Raw genomic sequence first — 19,865 nt, forward strand, 5'->3', positions numbered from 1 at the left:
GGGTCGACGGCCACCGTGGGGTGAGCCGAGGGGTCAGATGCCGGTCGCCCGGGTGCAGGTCGACGCCGGACTCAGGACGACGTCGAGCGTGTGCACGATGCCCGCGTCGACCCGGGTCCGCTGGACCTGCGGCACCCAGCCGTCCTTCGCCACGATCACGTCGTACCGGCCCCGGGGCAGCCACCACACGTAGCGGCCCTGGGCGTCGGCGGTCAGTGTGTAGCCGGTGGTCGAGTCGACCAGGTTGGCCCGGACGGTGGCCGGTACCCCGACCGTCGCCCCGCCGCAGGTGACCCCGGTGACGGTGCCCTGGAGCTTGCCCCAGCTCCCCGGCGGGGAGACGTTCATCTCCACCGCCACCGGCGACACCGGGTACGGGGTGTTGGCGACGAAGCCCAGCTCACCGGTGAAGGTGCCGGGCTGGACGACCCCGGCCGCCGCCGTCGCGGTGAGGGTGACCGTCACCGTCTGGGACGCGCCGGGGGCCAGGGTGAAGCTGGCCGGCGAGCTGGACAGCCACGGCAGGTCGGTGGCCTCCGTGCACTGGTCCAGCCCGGCCAGCAGTTCGCTGTCCGCCGAGCCGACGAACGAGCTGGGCGAACCACCGATCTTGTACGCCCCGCACGCCGCCGCGCCCCGGTACCGGCCGAACCCGGCGTTCGGCAGGTTCTGCCAGCGGCCGGCCACCGGGTCGTACCCGAGGGTGACGTTGGTGACGCTGGTCGAACCGCCGGTCACCCCGCCGGCCAGGATCAGCAGCCCGCCGGCCGAGGCGTACTGCGAACCCCACAGGTCCACCGGCAGGTTCGGCAGCGCGCTCCAGGTGTCCGCCCCCGGGTCGTACCGCCAGGCGTCGGTGTACTCGGTGCTGCCCACGCCACCGGCGCAGTAGAGCGCGCCACCGATCCCGCCGCAGGCGAGCCAGGAGACGGCGTGCGGGTACGCCGCGCCGGTGCGGAACGCGCCGGTGGCCGGGTCGAAGACCATTAGCTTGTTCGAGTCGGTGCAGGTGGCGTCGAGGCAGCCGCCGACCAGGTGGATCCGCCCGTTGACCACCGCGCCGCCGGCCGCCGCCGCCGGGGCCGGGTTGACCGCCCCGGGCACGGTGCTCCAGGTGCCCGCCGCCGGGTCGAAGACGTCCACCGAGGCGACCGGGTCGTCGTCCGCGCCCCAACCACCGAGCACGTACAGCTTCCCGCCGACCGCCGCCGCGACCGGCTTGGACCGGGCGTTCGGCAGGTCCGGCAGCGCCGACCAGGCTCCGGTACCCGGGTCGTACACCCAGGCCTTGCGCTCCAGGCCGGTGCCGCCGCCACCGCCGACGGAGTAGATCCGGCCGTCCAGGTTGGCCGCCGCGTTGTCGAAGATCGCCGCCGGCAGCTTGGCGATCGGCGCCCACGCCTCGGCCGCGTTCCCGCCGGAGCCGGCCGAACCGGCCCGGGCGGTGACCCCGCCGCCGTACGCGGCGCCGGTGCGCTCCTTGCTGATGCCCTTCACCGGGACGTCCCGGCGGGGCGCTCCCGCCCGGTTCACCAGGGTCTCGAACCCGCCACCGCGTTCCAGCAGCTCGACGGTGGCCGGCGCGCTACCGGTGTTGCGGACCGTCACCCGGGTGCTGCGGGTGCTGCCGTACGCCTGGTGGGACTCGATCGTGGTCGGCGTGACGGTGAGCCGGCCGGCGGCGAGGGCGAAGTCCGCCCGCCGGGCGTCGTCGGCGACCACGGTGACCGGCCTGGTCAGCGGCGGGTACGGCGTGCGCGCGGTGGTGAACGGGTGCTCCCCGGTCAGCCCGGAGAACAGGTGGTAGAAGCCGTCCGGCAGGTTCGGGTCCTCCGGGGTGGCCACCGTGGTCGCCCGGTCCTGCGGCCGGTCGTCGCTGGTCACCGTCGCGCCGACCACCGGCGCCCCGGTGTTGCGGTCGGTGACCGTGCCGACCACCAGCCCGCCCGGCACCGGCGTGCACTCGCGGTTGACGAACTGGACGTTGTCCACCTGCCACCACCAGGCGAAGGTCCCCTTGAACCGGAACCGGACCTGGACGGTCGCCGCGCCCGCGGCCGGGGTCAGCGGAACCTCCTCGACCCGGGGGCCGCGCCGGCTGGTGGTCTGGTGCCAGACGGTGGTCCAGGTCGCCCCGGCGTCGGTGGAGACGTCGACGTCGGCGGTGTCGCTGATGCCGACCGCCCGCCAGTCGCTGTTGAACCGCAGCACCGGCGCGGCGGCCCCGGACAGGTCGACCGTGGGGGAGACCAGGTCGGTGTCCTGGGTGTTGCCGCTGCCGAGCTGGTCGGAGTCGACGATGGCGAAGCCGCCGCTGCCGCCGGTCAGGTTCCCCCGCCGGCCCAGGTCGGTGAAGACCCAGCCACCCTTGTCGGTGCGGTTGCGCACCGTCCAGCCCGCCGGGGCCGTGGCGCCGTCGAAGCTCTCCGACAGCAGCGGCGCGCTGAGGCTGCCGGCGTAGCCGGCGGCGACGCAGGCCGGCTCGACCGGTACCGCGACGTCGACGGTCTTCGCCGTGTCGGTCACCGTCACCTCGGTCGGCACGCTGCGGTAGCCCGGGTACCGGGCGGTGGTGGTGAGCCGGTACGTGGCGTCGCCCGGCACGGTGACCGAGTACCGGCCGGTGACCGGGTCGGTGAAGACCGGCGCGCCGGGGCGGCCGGAGACCTCGATCGAGGCGTACAGCGGCCAGCCGTGGCCGGAGCCGTCGGTGACCCGGCCGGAGATGGTGACCGAGGCGACGGCCCGCAGCGCGAAGTCCCGGACCACCGCGCCGCCCTCGGCGACGGTGACGGTCTCGGTGCGCTCGCCGTAGCCGTACGCGCTGGCGGTCAGGGTGACCTCGCCGGCCGGGACGGTCAGCGCGTACCGGCCGTCCGTGCCGGTGACGGCCCGGCGGGTGCCGGCCGCCACGGTCGCGCCGGCCACCGGGTCGCCGTCGGCCGCGTCGGTGACGGTGCCGCTGACCCGGCCGACCGGGCCGCGCGGGGCCTGCCCCACCGCCGCGTACGCGTCCAGCCGGCCCTCGCCGAAGACGTTGTTGTCCTCGGCGGTACCGCCGCAGGTGGTGGCGTCCACGTCGATCGCGGTCCCGTCGAGCAGCGCCTCGGTGGCCGCCAGGTCACCGCGCAGGGTCGGCGCGGCGGACCAGATCAGCGCCACCGTCCCGGAGACGTGCGGCGCGGCCATCGAGGTGCCGTTGAACGAGGCGTACCCGCCGGGGACGCTGGAGCGGACGTTGCTGCCCGGGGCGGCGATGTTCGGCTTGAACGCGGCCGGGTCGGTGGCGTTCCCGCGCCCGGAGAAGTTCGAGATCGTGTTGGTCGAGGTGTACGAGCCCACCGCGTACGCGTTCGCGTTGTCCCCGGGGGAGCCGGCGCTGCCACAGGCCGGGCCGTCGTTGCCGGCGGAGAAGACCGGGAACATCCCGGCGGCCCGCCAGGCGGCGACGGTCTGCTGGTACCAGGGGTCCCCACCGTCCCCGCCCCAGGAGTTGTTCACGATGTCGGGGCGCAGGTCGGGGCGCGGGTTCTGCCCGTTGGCGTCGGTCGGGGCGAGCACCCACTGACCGGCGGCGAGCAGCGAGGCGTCGGAGCAGTTGTTGCTCTCGCAGCCCTTGGCGGCGATCCATTTCGCGCCGGGGGCCACCCCCACCTGGTTGCCGGCCCCGTCGTCGCCGACCATCGTGCCCATGGTGTGCGTGCCGTGGTCGTTGTTGTCGCAGGGCGCGGTCCCCGGGCAGACGTCGGCCGGGTCGAACCAGTTGTACGCGTGGTCGAAGCTGCCCCCGCCGAGGTTGCCCCGGTACGAGCCGACCAGCGCCGGGTGGTCGTACGCCACCCCGCTGTCGATGTTGGCGACCACGACACCCTCGCCCCGGGTGGCGAACTCGTCCCAGACCTGGGGCGCGCGGATGTTGGCGATGCCCCACTCCACGGCGTCGGTGCGGGCCTTCGCGGTGCCCGTCGACTCCGGGCGGACCAGCGGGTAGCTGCGGCTCGGCTCGACACGCTCCACCTCGGGGCGGGCCGCGATCACGTCGAGCAGCGCCCGGTCGCCCCGGACCCGCAGCGCGTTGGCGATCCAGTACGCGGTGTAGGAGGCCTTCCGCTCGTCCAGCACGGCCCGCAGGTCACGCTGGGCCCGGTCGGCGGTGCTGGTGAGCAGGCGGTGCACCTCGCGGGCGCGCCCGTCGGCGTCACGCAGCTTCGCCGTACCGTCGAGGGGGGCGCGCTCGCGCAGGTACACCAGGAAGGTCGCGGTGCCGGCGGCCTCGACCTGGCGGAGCACCTCCTGGTCGACCTCGGCCCGCGCGGCCGACGGCGGGGCGGCCGGCGCTCCGGCCCGGGTCGGTGCCGCCGTGGCGACGGCGGGCTGGGCGGTGAGCGCGAGCAGGGCCGCCGCCAGGGCGACCACCGATCTGCGCAGCATGGACCGTCCGGTGGGTCTTTCGAACACTGTTCCTCCCCACGATGACGGGCCCGATCCGTTTCGGGCCCGGTGGCGTGCGCCGGGGTCGCGGCCACGCCGGAGCGGGTGGGGCGGGTGGTGACGGATGGCTGCCCCCGGTTCCGCTGGGAGTCATGTTCTTGCGCAGAGAGAGAACGATCAATGGCTTGGGCTGTCGGCAATCAGTCAATATGTTTCGATGAATCGGTACCCCTGCTGGCCGTCGGTGTGCTCACCTGTCCACCCGTCGCGCCCGGGGCCGGCGCGGGCCTCGGCGGTCGGGTCGGCGCCGCGTGACACCATGACCGGGTGAACGCAGCCGCCCAGACCGGGTACGTCCCGCCACCCGGGCCGCCGGAGCCGCCGCCCGCCCGACCCTGGCCGCGCTGGCTGATCGCCGCCACCGTCGCCTGGGCCGTGCTGCTGGCGGCGCTCACCTGGATCTCGGCCGGCCGCGACGAGCCGACCGTCCGCGAACAGCGCACCCTGGCGGAGGCCGCCCCGGTGGTCGACCGGGCGGTCGGCGCGGTGCTCGGCGCGGCGGGCACCGAACCGGTCGTGCTGCTCGGGCCGGACCGGCTGGACCCCGGCTGCCGGGTCACCCCCTTCGTCGAGGGCGCCACCCTGGTCCGCGCGGTGGAGATCGTCGCCCCCGCTGACCAGGCCCGCCCCCTGCTGGAGCGGATCGCCGCCGGCCTGCCCGCCGAGTACCAGGCCCGGGTCCGGGTCAGCGACCGGGGCGCCCGGCTCTCCGCCGACGCCGGGGAGTTCGTCACCGTCACCGGCGAGTTCGTCGACGCCGGTGGGGAGCCGGTCACCGCCGCCGACGGGCCCGACGCGCCCGGCCGGGTCCGGGTCAGCGCCGACACCGGCTGCCGCCCCCTCGGCGGCTACGAGCAGCTCGCCGCCCCGCCGGCCGGCCCCGAGGTGGACGCGCTGAGCCGGGCCCTGGCCGCGCTGGGGCGGCCCGCGTCGACCCCGCCCGAACTGCTCATGAACACCTGCCCCGGCAGTGACCGCCGGGCACGCACCGCCCGGGTCAGCACCGACCCGCCGGCCGACCCCGCCGCCGCCCGCCCGGCCTCCGCCGGCGCCCTGCTCCTGGACACCCCCGACGGGTACGCCTACCGCAGCGGCCCGGTCACCGTGCTGGTGGACCACTCCGACACCCGCCTGCACCTCGCCGCCACCACTCCCTGCCCCGCCCCCTGACCGTCGGAGCGTCACGCACGGTGACGCGGACGGAAAGAGACATGCTCGTGGCGGCGTATGCCTGTGAGGAATAATTATTCCCCATGGGTATGCGGGTGGGGGGTGTGTCTCCCGGCGGGCACGCCTGACCAGTGGGGTCAGTCGTGGTGGTCGGAGAGGTGCGGGGAGCGGCTGCGACCGAGGGTGGACCCGGTCAGTAGACGAGCGACCGCGCGTCGTCGGCCATGATCTCCTCGACGAAGACGGCCGCGCCCGCGATCCGTACCCCCGGCAGGACGTCGTCGGGGCCGATGTCCCGGCGGGCGGCGCACTGCGTGCAGGCGGTGACCCGGCCGGTCGTGAGGATCACGTGCAGCAGCTCGGCCAGGGGCGCGGAGTGCGGCAGCTCGAACTGCTGGGCCCGCCCCGGCAGGGCGAACCACGTCGACTCACCGGTCAGCCAGAGCGAGACGTCCACCCCTGCGGCGGCGGCGGTGGAAGCGACCGTGAACGCCTGGGCGCACCGCTCCGGGGCGTCCGCTCCGGCGGTGGCCTTGACGACGAGAGTGCGGGCCATGGCGCCCAGCATAGGATGACCGGCGTGGTCACCGAGATCGGGTTCGTCAGCCTGCTGGTCGCGGGCCTCGGCGCGCTCGCCGGTGGCCTGGTCTACCTTGCCGTACGCATGTCGAGAGGACGCTGGTGAGCGCGAGGAGCGAGCCGGGTTTGCGAGCCCCGCAGTCGCGAACGGAGATGGGCTTGGTGAGCGCGAGGAGCGAGCCGGGTTTGCGAGCCCCGCAGTCGCGAACGAAGGGACTGGCCGCGTGAGCGACGAGAACCCGCTACAGCCGCCGTGGTTGAACGCGCCCCCGGTCGACGCGTACCCGTACGAGGAGAGCCACGACCTGCGGGTCGGGCCGAAGCTCCACCCGACGCTGGACGGCCTGCTGCCGTACGTCGGGGTGTGGCGGGGCCGTGGTCGGGGCGGCTTCCCCAGTATCGAGGACTTCGACTTCGCGCAGGAGATCCGGATCAGCCACGACGGCCGGCCGTTCCTGTTCTACGAGTCCCGGGCGTGGTTGCTCGACGAGCAGAGCCGCCCGGTCCGCCCGGCGGGGCGGGAGATCGGCTGGTGGCGGCCGGTGCTGGCCGGTGACCGGGCCACCGACGAGCTGGAGGCGTTGATGAGCACCCCCACCGGCGTGATGGAGCTGCACATCGGCAAGCGCACGGGCACGCAGATCGAGTTCGTCACCGACGCGGTGGTGCGGACCGCGACCGCCAAGGAGGTCACGGCCGGTCAACGCCTCTTCGGCATCGTCGAGGGCGCCCTGCTCTACGCCCAGGAGATGGCCGCCGTCGGCCACCCGCTCTCCCCGCACCTCTCCGCCCGCCTAATCCGCATCGCCGGCTAACCCCCACCCCCACCCCACCCACCCCACCCCCCACCCCCCCTCCCCCCACCCGTCGCGTTGATCATGGAGTTGGCGGCTGTCCCGGTGTGCGTGCCGGCCGCTAAGTCCATGATCAACGCGGCTGGGCGCGGGGTCCGGGTGGGGGTGGTGGGGGTGGGTTGACGAGGTCGGTGACGGTGCGGGGAGCCGGGGGGAGGGGGTGGCCGTCCAGGGTGCGGATCTCGGCCAGGCCCCGGAGGGACGAGGCCAGCCAGGCGGCGTCGGCGGCGCGGAGTTGTGCGGGGGTGACCATCCGCTCGGCGGGGGTGAGGCCGAGCCGGCCCGCCTGGTCGAGTAGCCACCGGACGGTCACGCCGGGCAGGATCCCGGTGGCGGCGGCCGGCACCGTGCACAGGGTGTCGCCGGCCAGCCAGACCACGTTGGCGGTCGGCCCCTCCAGGGCGTACCCGTCGGTGGAGACCCAGAGGACGTCGTCCACGCGGTGGCCGGCGGCCCAGCGGCGGGCCGCGCTGCTCGCCGCGTACGAGGTGGATTTGATCCCGGTCGGCAGCCAGGCCAGGTCGGGGCGGGCGGTGGCGGCCACGCCCAGAGGCAGGGTGACCACCTCGATCCCGGTCCGGCGGGCCCGCCGGACGGCCGTCGGCACCTCGCCCAGGGTGGCGTAGACGGTCGGCCCGCCGCCGCCCTCCGGCCCCCGGGTGCAGACCAACCGCAGCGCCCCCTCCACCTCGGGCGGCCAGCCGACGCAGACCGCCGCCAGCAGCTCGACCAGCGCGGCGCGGGGCGGCAGCGGCAGCGCCACCAGGTCGGCCGCCCGGGCCAGCCGGTCGAGGTGCCGGTCGCGCAGCCAGGGCCGGCCGTCGCGCAGGTGCAGGGTCTCGAAGAGGCCGTCGCCGTGCAGCACCCCCAGGTCGTCGCCGCGCAGCACGGGCTCCCCGGCCGGCACCAGCCCCCGGCCGAGTACCGCGATCCTCGACGTCACCACGATCGCCGAGGGTAACCGGACCGACCGGCGCGCGGCCGTGGCGCGGGCGCCGAACTATGATCGGACGGTGTCCGAATCCAGCCTGGCCGAGATGCTGCGGGCCCGCGGGCTGCGGCTGACCCCGCAACGTCAGTTGGTCCTCCAGGCGGTGCTCGACCTGGGGCACGCCACCCCGGAGCAGGTGCACACCGCGGTCCGGGAGGTCGCCGCCGGGGTCAACATCACCACCATCTACCGGACGCTGGAGCTGCTGGAACGGCTCGGCCTGGTGACCCACACCCACCTCTCGCACGGCTCGCCGACCTACCACGCGGCCGGCGAGCACCGGCACGTGCACCTGGTCTGCCGGGAGTGCGGGGCGGTCGAGGAGGTCGAGCCGGCGCTGGTCCAGCCGCTGGCCGACCAGTTGGCCGCGCAGCGGAACTTCTCGGTCGACATCGAGCACGTGTCGTTTTTCGGCGTCTGCGGACGCTGTCACGACGAGAACGGGGACGAAAAGTGATCGACATCGCCGGGGCGGTGACCGCCGAGAGCATCGACGAGCAGACCCGGGACCAACCGGAGCCGGCGCACGCCGCCGCCGGGGTGCGGGGCGTCGCCGCCCACTACGGCGACCCGATGCGGGAGCAGCGCACCCTCACCACCGGCGTCGGGCTGGTCGACCGCTCGCACCGGGGGGTGGTCGCGGTGCCGGGCGAGGAACGCGCCGGCTGGCTGCACACCCTGACCACGCAGCACCTCGCCGACCTGTCCGCCGGGCAGGGCACGGAGCTGCTGGTGCTCTCCCCGCACGGCCACGTCGAGCAGCACGCCATGGTCGCCGAGGACGGGGAGACCACCTGGCTGGACACCGAGCCGGGGATGACCACCGGGCTGCTGGCGTACCTGGAGAAGATGCGGTTCTTCAGCAGGGTCGAGCCGCGCGACGCCACCGCCGACCACGCGGTGCTCAGCCTCGTCGGGCCGGAGGCGACCGGCGCGCTGGAGACGCTGGGCGTGACCGGGCTGGCCGGGCCCGACGTGGTCGCGGTGCCGGGCCCGAAGTTCCGCTCCGGTGAGCTGCCGGCACGCCCCACCGCCCGGTACGACGTCACGCCGCTGCCGGTCGGTGGCTGGGCCCGCCGGGTACCGCTCGGGGTGGACCTGCTGGTGGCCCGGGACCGCATGGACCAGGTGGTCGCCGAGTTGCGCGGCGCCGGGGTGCCGGTGGCCGGGCTGTGGGCGTACGAGGCGGTCCGGGTGGCCGCCCGGCGGGCCCGGGTGGGGGTGGACACCGACCACCGGACGATCCCCGTCGAGGTGGACCTGGTCGCGCCGGCGGTACACCTGGACAAGGGCTGCTACCGGGGGCAGGAGACGGTGGCCCGGGTGCACAACCTCGGCAAGCCGCCGCGTCGTCTCGTCCTGCTGCACCTGGACGGGGTGACCACCGACCAGCCGCCGGCCGCCGGCACCCCGGTGACCCTCGACGGTCGGACGGTCGGGTTCGTCGGCACCGCCGTGCACCACTACGAGCTGGGCCAGGTCGCCCTGGCCGTGGTCAAGCGCAACGTCCCCGACGACGCCCGCCTCCTCGTCGGCGACACCGCCGCCGCCATCGACCCGGCGTAGCGGGTGTAAGGAAGGGCCCCCTATTAACGTTTTCGGTAGAGGAAGGGCCCCTTCCTAACCCACCGCTGTGTCGCGGTCGCGGCGTCCGGCCCGGCCCGAGCAGGGCGTCTAGGATCGCCGGCATGACGACAGGGACGTTGATCACGGTTGCCCCCACCGGCGCGGAGTCGGCGAAGGCGGAGGTCCCCGCGCTGCCGGTGACCCTCGACGAGCTGCTGCTGACCGCCAAGGAGTGCGAGGCGCTCGGCGCCGCCGTGATCCACGTCCACATCCGCGACGACGAGGCCAGGCCGACCCTCGACCCCGGTCGGTTGCGGGAGACCGTGGCGGCGCTGCGTGAGGCGACCGACCTGATCGTGCAGCTCTCCACCGGGGGCGCGGTGACGGACCCGGAGGCGGCCCGGCTCGCCGTCCTGGACGCCGCACCGGACATGGCCTCCTGCACCATGGGTACGGTCAACTTCGGTGACGACGTCTTCCTCAACCGCTGGGAGTTCGTCGTCGACCTGCACACCCGGATGCAGGAACGCGGCGTCGTGCCGGAGTACGAGATCTTCGACCTCGGCCACCTGACCGCCCTGCAACGCCTGCTCGGCAAGCACGGCCTGCCGCACGGCGGGCACGTGCACGTCGACTTCGTGATGGGGGTGCCGGGCGGTATGCCGGGCACCACGGCGACCCTGGTCGCCGCCGCGCAGATGCTGCGCGACCTGCCCGAGGGGACCACCTTCTCGGCCACCGGCATCGGCCGCAGCACCCTGCCGGTGCTGCTGGCCTCGCTGTCGGCCGGCGGGCACCTGCGGGTCGGCATGGAGGACACGGTGACCTACGCCAAGGGCCGCCCGGTCGAGTCGAACATGCAACTGGTCGCCCGCGCGGTGGGCTTCGCCCAACTCGCGCAGCGCCCGCCACTCACCACCGCCGAGGCCCGCGACCTCCTCGGCCTCTGAAACCCCCCATCGGGTACGGGCACCGTCGCCCCGCCTGCCTGCGGAGGTGAGAAGGGGACCCTTCTCTACCGTATGCGTTAACAGGGGGCCCTTCCTTGCTCCGGGCGGCGGGGGCGTGGGTACCGTTCCGGCTCGTGGGCACGACGTATCAGGGTGGCGTACCGCTCGCCGAGGTGGTCCGGTCCGGCTTCGTGGAGGGGCTGCACCGGGGCTCGGTGGCGGTGCTGGACGCCGCCGGTGCGGTGCTGGCCGGGGCCGGCGACGTCCACTCGCCGATCTTTCCCCGCTCGGCGAGCAAGCCGATCCAGGCGGTCGGGATGCTCCGGGCCGGGTTGCGGCTGGCCGAGCCGGCGGACCTGGCGCTGGTGGCGGCCAGCCACGCCGGTGAGCAGGTGCACGTCGACCGGGTGACGGCGCTGCTGCGCGGCGCGGGACTGGCCGAGTCGGCGCTGCACTGTCCACCCGACCTGCCCATGGGGGGTGCCGCCCGGGAGGCGGTGCTGCGGGCCGGCGGTGGGCCGAGCCGTACCCGGATGAACTGCTCGGGCAAGCACGCCGGCATGCTGCTGACCTGCCTCGCCGCCGGCTGGCCGACCGACGGGTACTGGCGACCGGAGCACCCGTTGCAGCAGCGGCTGCGCGACACCGTCGAGGAGTTCGCCGGTGAGCCGGTCGCGGCGGTCGGGGTGGACGGCTGTGGCGCTCCGGTGCTGGCGATCTCGTTGACCGGGCTGGCCACCGCCCACCTGCGGCTGGTCTCCGCTGCGGCGGGCTCCGCCGGGCACGCCGTCGCCGCCGCCATGCGGGCGTATCCCGACCTGGTCGGGGGTACCGGGGCGGTGGACACCGGCCTGATGCGGGGGCTGCCGGGGGCGGTGGCGAAGATCGGCGCCGAGGGGATCGTCGCGGCGGCGGTACCCGGGGCCGGCGCCGTCGCCCTCAAGATCGACGACGGTGCGGAGCGCCCCCGGATGCCGGTGCTGGTCTCGGCGTTGCGCCGGCTCGGCCTCGACGCCCCGGTGCTGTCCCGGTACGCGCGGGTGCCGCTGCTCGGCGGCGGCGTCCCGGTGGGGGCGGTCCGTGCGACCTGGTGACGGCGTACCCGCCGGCCCGGTGCGGGTGGAGTGCCGCCGGTCAGGGGTGACCGGTGGTGGCGAGGAAGTCCAGCAGGGCGGCGTTCACCGGGGCGGGGCGTTCCAGGGGCAGCAGGTGGCCGGCGTCCGGCACGTCGGGCAGTCGGACCGCGCCGGGCACCTCGGCGGCGATCCGGTCGGCGAGGCGACTGATGTCCGGTACGTCCGCCGCCCCGGCCGTGACCAGCACCGGCATCGACAGTTCGGCGAGGCGCCCGATGGCCGGCGGGTGGAGTTCGGTGACGTCCACGGCGCTGAGCGCCAGGTCGGCGGCGAGGGCCCGACGGTCCATCTCCTCGGCGAAGGCGACCAGGCCCGGATCGACGTCCTCGGGACGCCGTCCGGGGCCGACCACCCAGAACCGCACCTCGGCGGCGGCGCTGGCCGGAAAGTCCTCCGGATCGACCTCGCCGACCAGGCGTTCCCAGAGGTCGTTGGCCTCGTCGGACCACTCGTTGCCGGAAACGGCGCTGCCGAACAGGGCGAGCCCGTCGACCCGTTCGGGGTATGCCAGGGCCGTGTCGATCGCCACCGACCCGCCGAACGAGCACCCGACGAGGGTGGCCCGCGCGATACCGAGGGCGTCCAGCAGGCCGACCACGTCGTCGTGGTGGGCGAACGGGGCCGGCAGCAACCCGGACTCGCCGTACCCGCGCAGGTCGGGTACGACCACCCGGTACCGGCTGGCGAGGACGTCGACCTGCGCCCGCCACATCCGCCGGTCCGCGATGCCGGCGTGCAGCAGGACCAGGGGCTTTCCGGCGCCGACGTCGTCGTACGAGAGGGCCGGGCCGGTCGCGTCGATCATGGTCACCGGTGGACGGTACGTACCGGATGGTGGGGTTCGCAACCGGCGGGATGAGACGTTGCTAACTGGGGTTAGCGCTTTGCTTGCAGGAGCTAGCAGGGGTCGGTAGCGTCGGGTTCATGGCCACTGGAAAGGACCTTCCCGACGTCGGCGGGTTCATTCGCGACCTGCGCCGCAACGCCAAGATCTCGCTGCGGCAGCTCGCCGACCAGGCGGGGGTGAGCAACCCGTACCTGAGCCAGATCGAGCGCGGCCTCCGCAAGCCCAGCGCCGAGGTGCTCCAGCAGCTCGCCAGCGCGCTGCGGGTCTCCACCCCGGCGATGTACCTGCGGGCCGGGCTCCTCGACGACAAGGAGGGGCAGGGCGTGCTCGCGGCGATCGCCGTCGATGCCGACCTGACCATGGCGCAGAAGCAGTCGCTCACCCAGATCTACGAGACGTTCCGGCGGGAGAACGCCCGCCTCGCCGAGGCGACCGCCGCCCAGGCCGAGTCGGGCACCGGGCCGACCGGGGCGCCGCAGCCGGAGGCGTCGTCCGGGGCCGAGCCGCAGGCCGGGGCGGTGTCACCCTCCGGGGCCGAGCCGTCGGCCGGAGAGGTGCCGCCGTTCGGAGTGGTGCCGCCGGCCGGGGCCGCCCCGCATGCGCCCGGCACCGTGACGCCCGCCGCCACCGGGCCGACCACGCCGGAGGGTACGCCGACGGAAGCCGTCCTGGAGTCGGTCGCGGTGACCGAGGCCGGCCCGGCACCCGCCCCGACCGGCACCCGCGCGCCCGTGAAGCCGGCCGGCGCACCCGCCGCCCCGAACACCGAGCCCACCGCGACGGGCGCGAAGCCCACCGCCACGAGCGCGAAGCCTACGGCCGCCGAGCCGACCGGAGAGCAGGCCGCCGCGGCGGCCGAGGAGGAGAAGTCATGACCCAGCCGAAGACCAACCGCATCCCGGCCCCGATCTACGCCGCCGCCGGCGTCGGCGACCTGGCCCTCGAACATCTGCGCAAGCTTCCCGCCGTCGTCACCGACCTGGGTGGACGGGTCGCCGCCGACCTGGGCGGCAAGGCCGTCGTCACCGGCTTCGAGCTGCGCCAGCGGGCGACCGAGACGTTCCGCACGGCCAACGAGACCGCCGCCGGTCTCCGGGAGAAGGGCGTCACCGCCGCCGACCTGAACCGGCTCCGCGAGGCCGCCGACACCCGGCTCCGCGAGGTCGTCGACCTCAACCGGCTGCGCGAGGTGGCCGACGTCAACCGGCTGCGCGAGGTGGCCGACCCGGACCGGCTGCGCGAGGCCGCCGACCTGGACCGGCTCCGGGAGGCGGCGACCCGCAACACCGCCGTGGTGGTGGCCGGGGCGCAGGCCGCCCAGGAGCGGGCGCTGGCCGTGTACGGTGCGCTGGTGGCCCGGGGTGAGCGGGTGGTCGGTGCCGGTGTCGTGGACGTCGCCGAGACGGTGAACGCCGACATCGAGGCGACCGAAGCCACGGTCACCACCGCCCCGACCCCGCTGGCCGCCACCCCCGCCGGGACGTCGACCCAGGCCCGGGCCGAGGCGCGGACGTCGACCGACGTGCCGACCCCGGCCGACGTGGCGGAGGTCGTGGAGGCGAAGTCGGCCCCGGCGAAGACCGCGCGGGGCCGGGCCGCCGCCAAGCCGGCCGCCGCCAAGCCCTCGGCCAGCAGGAGCACGGCCAGCAAGAGCACCGTCGAGGCCGCCGGCACGACGGCGAAGTCCGCCGGCGCGAAGTCCGCCGGCGCGAAGGTGAACGCGAAGGCCGCCGGCACGAAGGCCACCCGGGCGAAGGCCGCCGGCACCCCGGCCGCCGGGTCGGAGGCCGGTACGCCGTCGGCCACGCTGCCGAAGGGTACGAAGCGGACCCGGCCGGCCGCCGAGTGACCGGGCGGCGACCAGCCGCCGAGTGACCGTGCCGGCGACCCCGGCAGCGTCCTGTGGGACGTTCCGGGGTCGCCGGCATAAGCTTGCCGGCATGGCCTACGCCGCGCCGCTCTTCTTCCTCGAAGTCCGCACCGTGATCGAGCTGTTCCTGCTCGTCTTCGCGTTGATCGTCCAGGGTGTCGCGCTGGTGCACGCCATCACCCAGCGCTCCGACGCCTTCCCGGCCATCGGCACCCTGCCCAAGGCCGGTTGGATCGCCATCCTGGCGGTCTGTCTGGTGCTGACCCTGTTCGGCTTCGGTCCGATCAGCCTGTTCGGCCTGGTCGGCATCGCGGCGGCGCTCATCTACCTGCTGGACGTGCGGGTCGGGCTACGCGACCTCAGTGACGGCCGAGGGTCCTGGTGAGAGGCTTCCGCTGGCCTCCTCCGCCCGACGGCGGACCCCGCACCTGGGGCCCCGGCCCCGGTGCTCCGCGTACCGGTCGGCCGGCGCTGCCGGATCCGGAGACCGAAGTGGTCGCCACCCCGCACGGTGTGCGGCTGGAGCAGTTGGTCACCGGGTCCGGCGACCCGGTGACCGTCTTCGCGCACGGGCTCGGTAACGGGATCGCCACCACCCGCCCCTTCGGCAGCGGGGTCACCGGCCGCCGGATCTTCTTCCAGTTCCGGGGACACGGTCGCTCCGACGCACCGCCCGGCGCCTGGACGTACGCCGATCTGGCCCGGGACCTGCGGGCGGTCGCCGACCTCGGCGGCGCCACCCGGGCCTTCGGGGCGAGCCTCGGTGCCGGGGCGCTCTGTCACCTGCTGGGCGGCAGCCCGGAACGCTTCGACCGGCTGGTCCTCTTCCTGCCGGCGGCGCTGGACCAGCCGCGTGGCCCGGACGCCCGGGAGCGGATCAGCGGGCTGCTCGCCGCGGTGGCCAGCGGGGACGCCTCGGCGGTCGCCGAGGCGGTCGCCGTCGAACTGCCGCCCACGGTCCGCAACACCCCGGCCGGGTGGGCGTACCTGCGGCAGCGCCTCGACCACCTGCTCCGCGACGGTCTCGCCCCGGGCCTGGCCACCCTGCCCGAGCAGGCCCCGCTGCCCGACCGGGCGGCGCTCGCGGCGGTGACCGCGCCCGCGCTGGTCATCGGCTGCCTCGGGGACGACCTGCATCCGGCGTCGGTCGCCGAGGAGTTGGCCGCCGCGCTGCCCCGGGCCACCCTGCACGTGTACGACCGGCCGGGCATCCTCTGGTCCGACCGCGCCGACCTGCGCCGCCGGATCTCCGACTTCCTCAACGGCTGAGCCGCCGCCACCGGGGCGCGTACCGGGACGGTTCCGTGCCGACCGGCGCTCCCTGCCGGAGGCTGACGCCGGTTGTCAGGTATCGGTGGAATGGTCGCCGTATGGCAGAACAACCACTGAAGGGCCGGGTGGCGCTGGTCGCCGGGGCGACGCGGGGCGCCGGCCGGCAGATCGCGGTGCAGCTCGGCGCGGCCGGTGCGACCGTGTACGCCACCGGGCGCAGCAGCCGCGCGGGCCGCTCCGAGATGGACCGCCCGGAGACCATCGAGGAGACCGCCGAGCTGGTCACCGCCGCCGGCGGCGAGGGCATCGCGGTCCGCGTCGACCACCTCGTCCCCGACCAGGTACGCGATCTGGTGCGGCGGATCGACGACGCGCACGGCCGACTCGACATCCTGGTCAACGACGTCTGGGGCGGCGACGCGCTGACCACCTGGCACGAGCCGGTCTGGCGGCAGCCGCTCGACGCCGGTCTGCGGCTGCTCCGGCTGGCCGTCGACACGCACCTGGTCACCAGCCATTTCGCCCTGCCCCTGCTGATCCGCGAACCGGGCGGCCTGGTGGTGGAGATGGGCGACGGCACCACCGAGTACAACGCCACCAACTACCGGCTCTCGATCTTCTACGACCTGGCCAAGACCGCGGTGAACCGGCTCGCCTTCGCCCAGGCCCGGGAGCTGGAGCCACACGGCTGCACGGCCGTCGCGCTCACCCCCGGGTGGCTGCGTTCCGAGGCGATGCTCGAACACTTCGGGGTGACCGAGGCCACCTGGCGGGACGCGACGGCGACGGAGCCGCACTTCGTCATCTCCGAGAGCCCGGCGTTCGTCGGGCGGGCCGTGGCCGCCCTCGCCGCCGACCCGGACCGGGCCCGTTGGAACGGGCGGTCCACCTCCAGCGGGGAGCTGGCGCAGGTGTACGGCTTCACCGATCTCGACGGCAGCCGCCCGGACGCCTGGCGGTACCTGGTCGAGGTGCAGGACCGGGGCCGTCCGGCCGACGCCACCGGCTACCGCTGACCGCGCGGCCGGCGGCTGACCGGTGGCGGGCCGAGCCCGTCGCCGGTCAGGGCCGGCAGGTCAGCCCCGGCAGGTCAGCCCCGGCAGGTCAGGGGCGGGCGTACAGCTCCGCCCAGCGGCGGGTCGCGTCGGCGACCAGGTCGCGCAGCTCGGGCGGGTCGAGCACCACCGCCTCCGGGCCGAGCCGCAGCACCTGGTGGTACGCCACCTCGACCGACTCGACGGGCAGCCGCAGCACCGTCCAGCCCCGCTCGTCCGGCCCCTCGGCGGCGGCGACCGCCTCGTCGTACACGAAGGGGGCGTCCAGGATGTGCCGCAGCAGGCGCAGTCCGGCCGGGCCGACCCGCAGGGTGATCCGGCCGGGCAGCATCTGCCGCAGGAACGCCTCGGCCCGCTCCCGCCAGTGCCGGCCGAGGTCGAAGTCCCCGTCCCGGTCGAAGGTCTCCCCGCCCACCTCGACCCCGGTGACCCGGTCCACCCGGTACGTCCGCGTCGAGTCCCCGACCCGGCCGACGAGGTACCAGAGCCCGCCCTTGAGCACCAGCCCGTACGGCTGCACGGCGCGGGTCACCTCGTGCTCGCCGCGCCGGTAACGCAGCTCGACCACCCGGTCCCGCCACACCGCACGGGCCAGGTCGGTGAGCCAGGGCGGTGGGGCGGCCTCCCGGAACCAGCCCGGCACGTCCAGGTGGAACCGCTGGCCGGTCCGGGCCGGCGCGTCGCGCAGCGGGGGCGGCAGCGCGGCCAGCACCTTCAACTCGGCGGCGGCGACCGCGTCGGCGAGCCCCATCTCGCCGGCCGGCCCCGGCAGGCCGGCGAGGAAGAGCGCCTCCGCCTCGTCCCGGGTGAGCCCGGTCAACCGGGTGCGGTACCCGCCGAGGAGCCGGTACCCGCCGGCCCGACCCCGGTCGGCGTAGACGGGCACCCCGGCGGCGGAGAGCGCCAGCACGTCCCGGTAGACCGTCCGCTCGGAGACCTCCAGCTCCCGGGCCAACTCCGCCGCGGTCATCGTCTCCCGCGCCTGCAACAGCAACACCAACGAGATCAACCGCGCCGCCCGCACCCACCCATTGTGTAAGGAGGGGCCCCCTGTTAACGCATCCGGTAGTAAAAGGGCCCCCTCCTAACCCGCGCGCAGCGGGGGCGGCCGGAGGTGGCGGGGCGGGTCAGCGACCGCCGGGGACGAGCAGGCCCCGGTCGTACGCGGTGGCGACGGCGGCGGCCCGGTCGTTGACGCCCAGTTTGGCGTACACGTGCAGCAGGTGGGTCTTGACCGTGGCCTCGCTGATGAACAGCCGGGCCGCCGTCTCCCGGTTCGACGAGCCCCGGGCGACCAGCGTCAGCACCTCCAGCTCGCGCTGGCTCAGCGGCTCCTCGGTCGGGGCGCGCAGCCGGCCCATCAACCGCCCGGCCACGCTGGGGGAGAGCACCGACTCGCCCCGGGCCGCCGCCCGTACCGCCCGGACCAGGTCGTCCCGGGGCGCGTCCTTGAGCAGGTACCCGGTCGCCCCGGCCTCGATCGCCGGCAGCACGTCCGCGTCCGTGTCGTACGTGGTCAGCACCAGGACCCGGGCGGTCGACCCGGACCGGGCCAGCCGCCGGATCGCGGTGACCCCGTCCATGCCCGGCATCCGCAGGTCCATCAGGACCACGTCCGGGGTGAGCGCCGCCGCCAGGGCGAGCGCCTCCGATCCGTCGCCGGCCTCGCCGACCACCTCGAAGCCCGGATCACCGGTGAACATGCCGCGCAGCCCGTCCCGGACCACCGGATGGTCGTCGACGATCAGCAGCCGGACCCGGTCGGCCCGCTCGTCCGGGGGAACGGCGGCGTCCGCGTTCACGCGGCCAGCCCCGGCAGGGCCGGCACGCTGGCCGACACGGCCGTCCCGTTGCCCGGTTCGGACTCGATCTCCAGCCGGCCGCCCACCCCGGTCACCCGCTGTCGCATGGCGGCCAGCCCGAACCCGCCGTCCGGCCGCGCCGGCCCCGGCCGGGACCCGTCGAAGCCGGCCCCGTCGTCGCGGACGTCCAGGGTGACCAGATCCTTCATGTACGACAGGGTGAGCCCGACCCGGTTCGCCCCGGCGTGCCGGGCGACGTTGGCCAGCGCCTCCTGGGCGGTCCGCAGCAGGGTCACCTCGACCTCCGGGTGCAGCGGGCTGGGCGTGCCGGTCACGTGCACGTCCCCGCGCACCTGGTTGATCGTCGACCAGCGGTCCACCAGGTCGGCCAGCACCTCGGGCAGCCGGGCCCGCTCCAGCGGCTCGGGGCGGACCGCCCGGACCGAGCGGCGGGCCTCGGTGAGGCTCTCCCGGGCCAGCGTCTCCGCGTTGTCCACGTGCCGCTGCCAGTCCGCCCGCCGCTCGCGGGCCTGCCCGGCCGCCTCCAGTTGGGTGATGATGCCGGCCAGCCCCTGGGCCAGGGTGTCGTGGATCTCCCGGGCCATCCGTTGCCGCTCGTCCAGCACCCCGGCCTCCCGGGCCTGGGTGAGCAGTTGGGCGTGCAGCCCCTCGTTCTCCCGCATCGTCTCGGCCAGCCGGCGGTTCGTCTCGGCCAACTCCTCGACCAACTGCTTGCGCTGCTGGTGCTGCCGGGTGTTGGCCGCGTCGATCCGGGTGATCCCGACGGCCATCCCCACGTTGAACAGCGCCAGGACCGACCAGAGCACCAGGTGCCCCGGCGAGGTGGGCGGCCCGACGCTCTGCGCGGTGGCGACCAGCATCGCGGTGACCCCCACCCCGACCAGCCGCCACCGGCCGTGCAGCACCAGGTACGAGTGGAGCAGGCCGACCCAGGCGACGAAGCCGTACCAGGGGCTGGCCGACACCAGCACCGCGCAGAACACGGTCAGCCCGAGGAAGTACACCGCCATCAGCCGGCGTCGGGGCAGCCAGTCGGGATGCAGGGTGATGAACCAGGCGATCCAGCAGCCGACCGCCACGGCGACGGTGAGGTGCACCACGGCCGGCGGCGCACCGGGTACCGGGGCGAGGATGGAGAGCACCATCCCCACCGCCAGGCCGCCGTACGGCACCAGGCGGTACAGGCGTAACTCCTGTTCCCGCCCGGTGTCGTCCCGGGTGGCCTGCTCGGCGGCGCTGGTCATGGGCGGCTACCCCCGGC

Annotated in this window: 17 protein-coding genes and 2 pseudogenes; 12 read left to right on the forward strand and 7 right to left on the reverse strand. The window is 75.0% G+C overall.

All coding sequences use genetic code 11. The features are described from left to right. Window positions 1–33 precede the first annotated feature (33 nt). Window positions 34–4,458, reverse strand: coding sequence for a S8 family serine peptidase (locus ACQUFX_RS29070; protein WP_428963380.1), 4,425 nt, complete (start codon window positions 4,456–4,458; stop codon window positions 34–36). Window positions 4,459–4,758: 300 nt separating this feature from the next. Between ACQUFX_RS29070 and ACQUFX_RS29075 the strand changes: the two genes are divergently transcribed. Further along, complete coding sequence (locus ACQUFX_RS29075) at window positions 4,759–5,661, forward strand: hypothetical protein (RefSeq protein WP_428963381.1); 903 nt, start codon at window positions 4,759–4,761, stop codon at window positions 5,659–5,661. A gap of 193 nt (window positions 5,662–5,854) precedes the next feature. On the opposite strand, the gene ACQUFX_RS29080 is transcribed toward ACQUFX_RS29075, so the two are convergent. Next, on the reverse strand, window positions 5,855–6,229 hold the full coding sequence (locus ACQUFX_RS29080) for a DsrE family protein (protein ID WP_428963382.1): 375 nt from the start codon (window positions 6,227–6,229) through the stop codon (window positions 5,855–5,857). Window positions 6,230–6,241: 12 nt separating this feature from the next. Here ACQUFX_RS29080 and mtfM point away from each other — a divergent pair, with 12 nt between their 5' ends. Together mtfM and ACQUFX_RS29090 are read left to right on the forward strand one after the other, a co-directional pair. After that, on the forward strand, window positions 6,242–6,346 hold the full coding sequence (gene mtfM / locus ACQUFX_RS29085) for a small membrane protein MtfM (RefSeq protein ID WP_036376929.1): 105 nt from the start codon (window positions 6,242–6,244) through the stop codon (window positions 6,344–6,346). A gap of 118 nt (window positions 6,347–6,464) precedes the next feature. Beyond that, window positions 6,465–7,055 (forward strand): heme-binding beta-barrel domain-containing protein, encoded by a 591-nt coding sequence (locus ACQUFX_RS29090; protein ID WP_428963383.1) that lies wholly within the window; start codon window positions 6,465–6,467, stop codon window positions 7,053–7,055. Window positions 7,056–7,167: 112 nt separating this feature from the next. Here ACQUFX_RS29090 and ACQUFX_RS29095 read toward each other — a convergent pair whose 3' ends face one another. Continuing rightward, on the reverse strand, window positions 7,168–8,040 hold the full coding sequence (locus ACQUFX_RS29095) for an aminotransferase class IV (RefSeq protein WP_428963384.1): 873 nt from the start codon (window positions 8,038–8,040) through the stop codon (window positions 7,168–7,170). A 91-nt stretch (window positions 8,041–8,131) separates the two neighbouring features. On the opposite strand from ACQUFX_RS29095, the gene ACQUFX_RS29100 reads away from it, so the two are divergent. From ACQUFX_RS29100 to ACQUFX_RS29115, 4 genes are all read left to right on the forward strand, one after another. Next, the gene (locus ACQUFX_RS29100; protein ID WP_428967114.1) at window positions 8,132–8,542 is read left to right on the forward strand and encodes a Fur family transcriptional regulator; all 411 of its coding nucleotides are present in this window, start codon (window positions 8,132–8,134) and stop codon (window positions 8,540–8,542) included. Next, window positions 8,539–9,651 carry a CAF17-like 4Fe-4S cluster assembly/insertion protein YgfZ gene (locus ACQUFX_RS29105; RefSeq protein WP_428963385.1) on the forward strand — a complete coding sequence of 371 codons (1,113 nt, stop codon included), beginning with the start codon at window positions 8,539–8,541 and terminating at the stop codon, window positions 9,649–9,651. The genes ACQUFX_RS29100 and ACQUFX_RS29105 overlap by 4 nt, the downstream gene beginning before the upstream one ends. A 122-nt stretch (window positions 9,652–9,773) precedes the next feature. Beyond that, complete coding sequence (locus tag ACQUFX_RS29110; protein ID WP_067372509.1) at window positions 9,774–10,601, forward strand: beta-keto acid cleavage family enzyme; 828 nt, start codon at window positions 9,774–9,776, stop codon at window positions 10,599–10,601. Between the two features lie 134 nt (window positions 10,602–10,735). After that, on the forward strand, window positions 10,736–11,695 hold the full coding sequence (locus ACQUFX_RS29115; protein WP_428963386.1) for an asparaginase: 960 nt from the start codon (window positions 10,736–10,738) through the stop codon (window positions 11,693–11,695). Between the two features lie 40 nt (window positions 11,696–11,735). Here ACQUFX_RS29115 and ACQUFX_RS29120 read toward each other — a convergent pair whose 3' ends face one another. Next, window positions 11,736–12,542 carry an alpha/beta fold hydrolase gene (locus ACQUFX_RS29120; protein ID WP_428967115.1) on the reverse strand — a complete coding sequence of 269 codons (807 nt, stop codon included), beginning with the start codon at window positions 12,540–12,542 and terminating at the stop codon, window positions 11,736–11,738. Window positions 12,543–12,661: 119 nt separating this feature from the next. Here ACQUFX_RS29120 and ACQUFX_RS29125 point away from each other — a divergent pair. The 5 genes and pseudogenes from ACQUFX_RS29125 to ACQUFX_RS29145 form a co-directional block, all read left to right on the forward strand. After that, window positions 12,662–13,052, forward strand: a pseudogene (locus tag ACQUFX_RS29125) (helix-turn-helix domain-containing protein); the annotation flags it as partial. Window positions 13,053–13,455: 403 nt separating this feature from the next. Then, window positions 13,456–13,977 (forward strand): annotated as a pseudogene (locus ACQUFX_RS29130) (hypothetical protein); the annotation flags it as partial. A 547-nt stretch (window positions 13,978–14,524) separates the two neighbouring features. Next, window positions 14,525–14,839, forward strand: coding sequence for a DUF2516 family protein (locus tag ACQUFX_RS29135; RefSeq protein WP_428963387.1), 315 nt, complete (start codon window positions 14,525–14,527; stop codon window positions 14,837–14,839). Continuing rightward, window positions 14,836–15,723 carry an alpha/beta fold hydrolase gene (locus ACQUFX_RS29140; protein ID WP_428963388.1) on the forward strand — a complete coding sequence of 296 codons (888 nt, stop codon included), beginning with the start codon at window positions 14,836–14,838 and terminating at the stop codon, window positions 15,721–15,723. Before ACQUFX_RS29135 ends, ACQUFX_RS29140 begins: the two co-directional genes overlap by 4 nt. A 101-nt stretch (window positions 15,724–15,824) precedes the next feature. Next, window positions 15,825–16,742 carry an SDR family oxidoreductase gene (locus tag ACQUFX_RS29145; protein ID WP_428963389.1) on the forward strand — a complete coding sequence of 306 codons (918 nt, stop codon included), beginning with the start codon at window positions 15,825–15,827 and terminating at the stop codon, window positions 16,740–16,742. Between the two features lie 88 nt (window positions 16,743–16,830). On the opposite strand, the gene ACQUFX_RS29150 is transcribed toward ACQUFX_RS29145, so the two are convergent. The 3 genes from ACQUFX_RS29150 to ACQUFX_RS29160 all read right to left on the reverse strand — a co-directional run bounded on the left by ACQUFX_RS29150 (window position 16,831) and on the right by ACQUFX_RS29160 (window position 19,848). Then, window positions 16,831–17,805 (reverse strand): helix-turn-helix transcriptional regulator, encoded by a 975-nt coding sequence (locus tag ACQUFX_RS29150; RefSeq protein ID WP_428963390.1) that lies wholly within the window; start codon window positions 17,803–17,805, stop codon window positions 16,831–16,833. A 103-nt stretch (window positions 17,806–17,908) separates the two neighbouring features. Next, window positions 17,909–18,583 (reverse strand): response regulator, encoded by a 675-nt coding sequence (locus tag ACQUFX_RS29155; RefSeq protein ID WP_428963391.1) that lies wholly within the window; start codon window positions 18,581–18,583, stop codon window positions 17,909–17,911. Beyond that, window positions 18,580–19,848 carry a sensor histidine kinase gene (locus ACQUFX_RS29160; protein WP_428963392.1) on the reverse strand — a complete coding sequence of 423 codons (1,269 nt, stop codon included), beginning with the start codon at window positions 19,846–19,848 and terminating at the stop codon, window positions 18,580–18,582. Before ACQUFX_RS29160 ends, ACQUFX_RS29155 begins: the two co-directional genes overlap by 4 nt. Window positions 19,849–19,865 lie beyond the last annotated feature (17 nt).

Origin of the sequence: Micromonospora fluostatini (assembly GCF_050410825.1) — a bacterium.
GTDB lineage: Bacteria > Actinomycetota > Actinomycetes > Mycobacteriales > Micromonosporaceae > Micromonospora > Micromonospora rosaria.

Coding starts and splice junctions, on each gene's coding strand:
- ACQUFX_RS29080 (WP_428963382.1), bottom strand. CDS start 6,229: ATGCTGGGCGCCATGGCCCGCACTCTCGTCGTCAAGGCCACCGCCGGA.
- ACQUFX_RS29100 (WP_428967114.1), top strand. CDS start 8,132: ATGCTGCGGGCCCGCGGGCTGCGGCTGACCCCGCAACGTCAGTTGGTC.
- ACQUFX_RS29110 (WP_067372509.1), top strand. CDS start 9,774: ATGACGACAGGGACGTTGATCACGGTTGCCCCCACCGGCGCGGAGTCG.
- ACQUFX_RS29120 (WP_428967115.1), bottom strand. CDS start 12,542: ATGATCGACGCGACCGGCCCGGCCCTCTCGTACGACGACGTCGGCGCC.
- ACQUFX_RS29135 (WP_428963387.1), top strand. CDS start 14,525: ATGGCCTACGCCGCGCCGCTCTTCTTCCTCGAAGTCCGCACCGTGATC.
- ACQUFX_RS29145 (WP_428963389.1), top strand. CDS start 15,825: ATGGCAGAACAACCACTGAAGGGCCGGGTGGCGCTGGTCGCCGGGGCG.
- ACQUFX_RS29160 (WP_428963392.1), bottom strand. CDS start 19,848: ATGACCAGCGCCGCCGAGCAGGCCACCCGGGACGACACCGGGCGGGAA.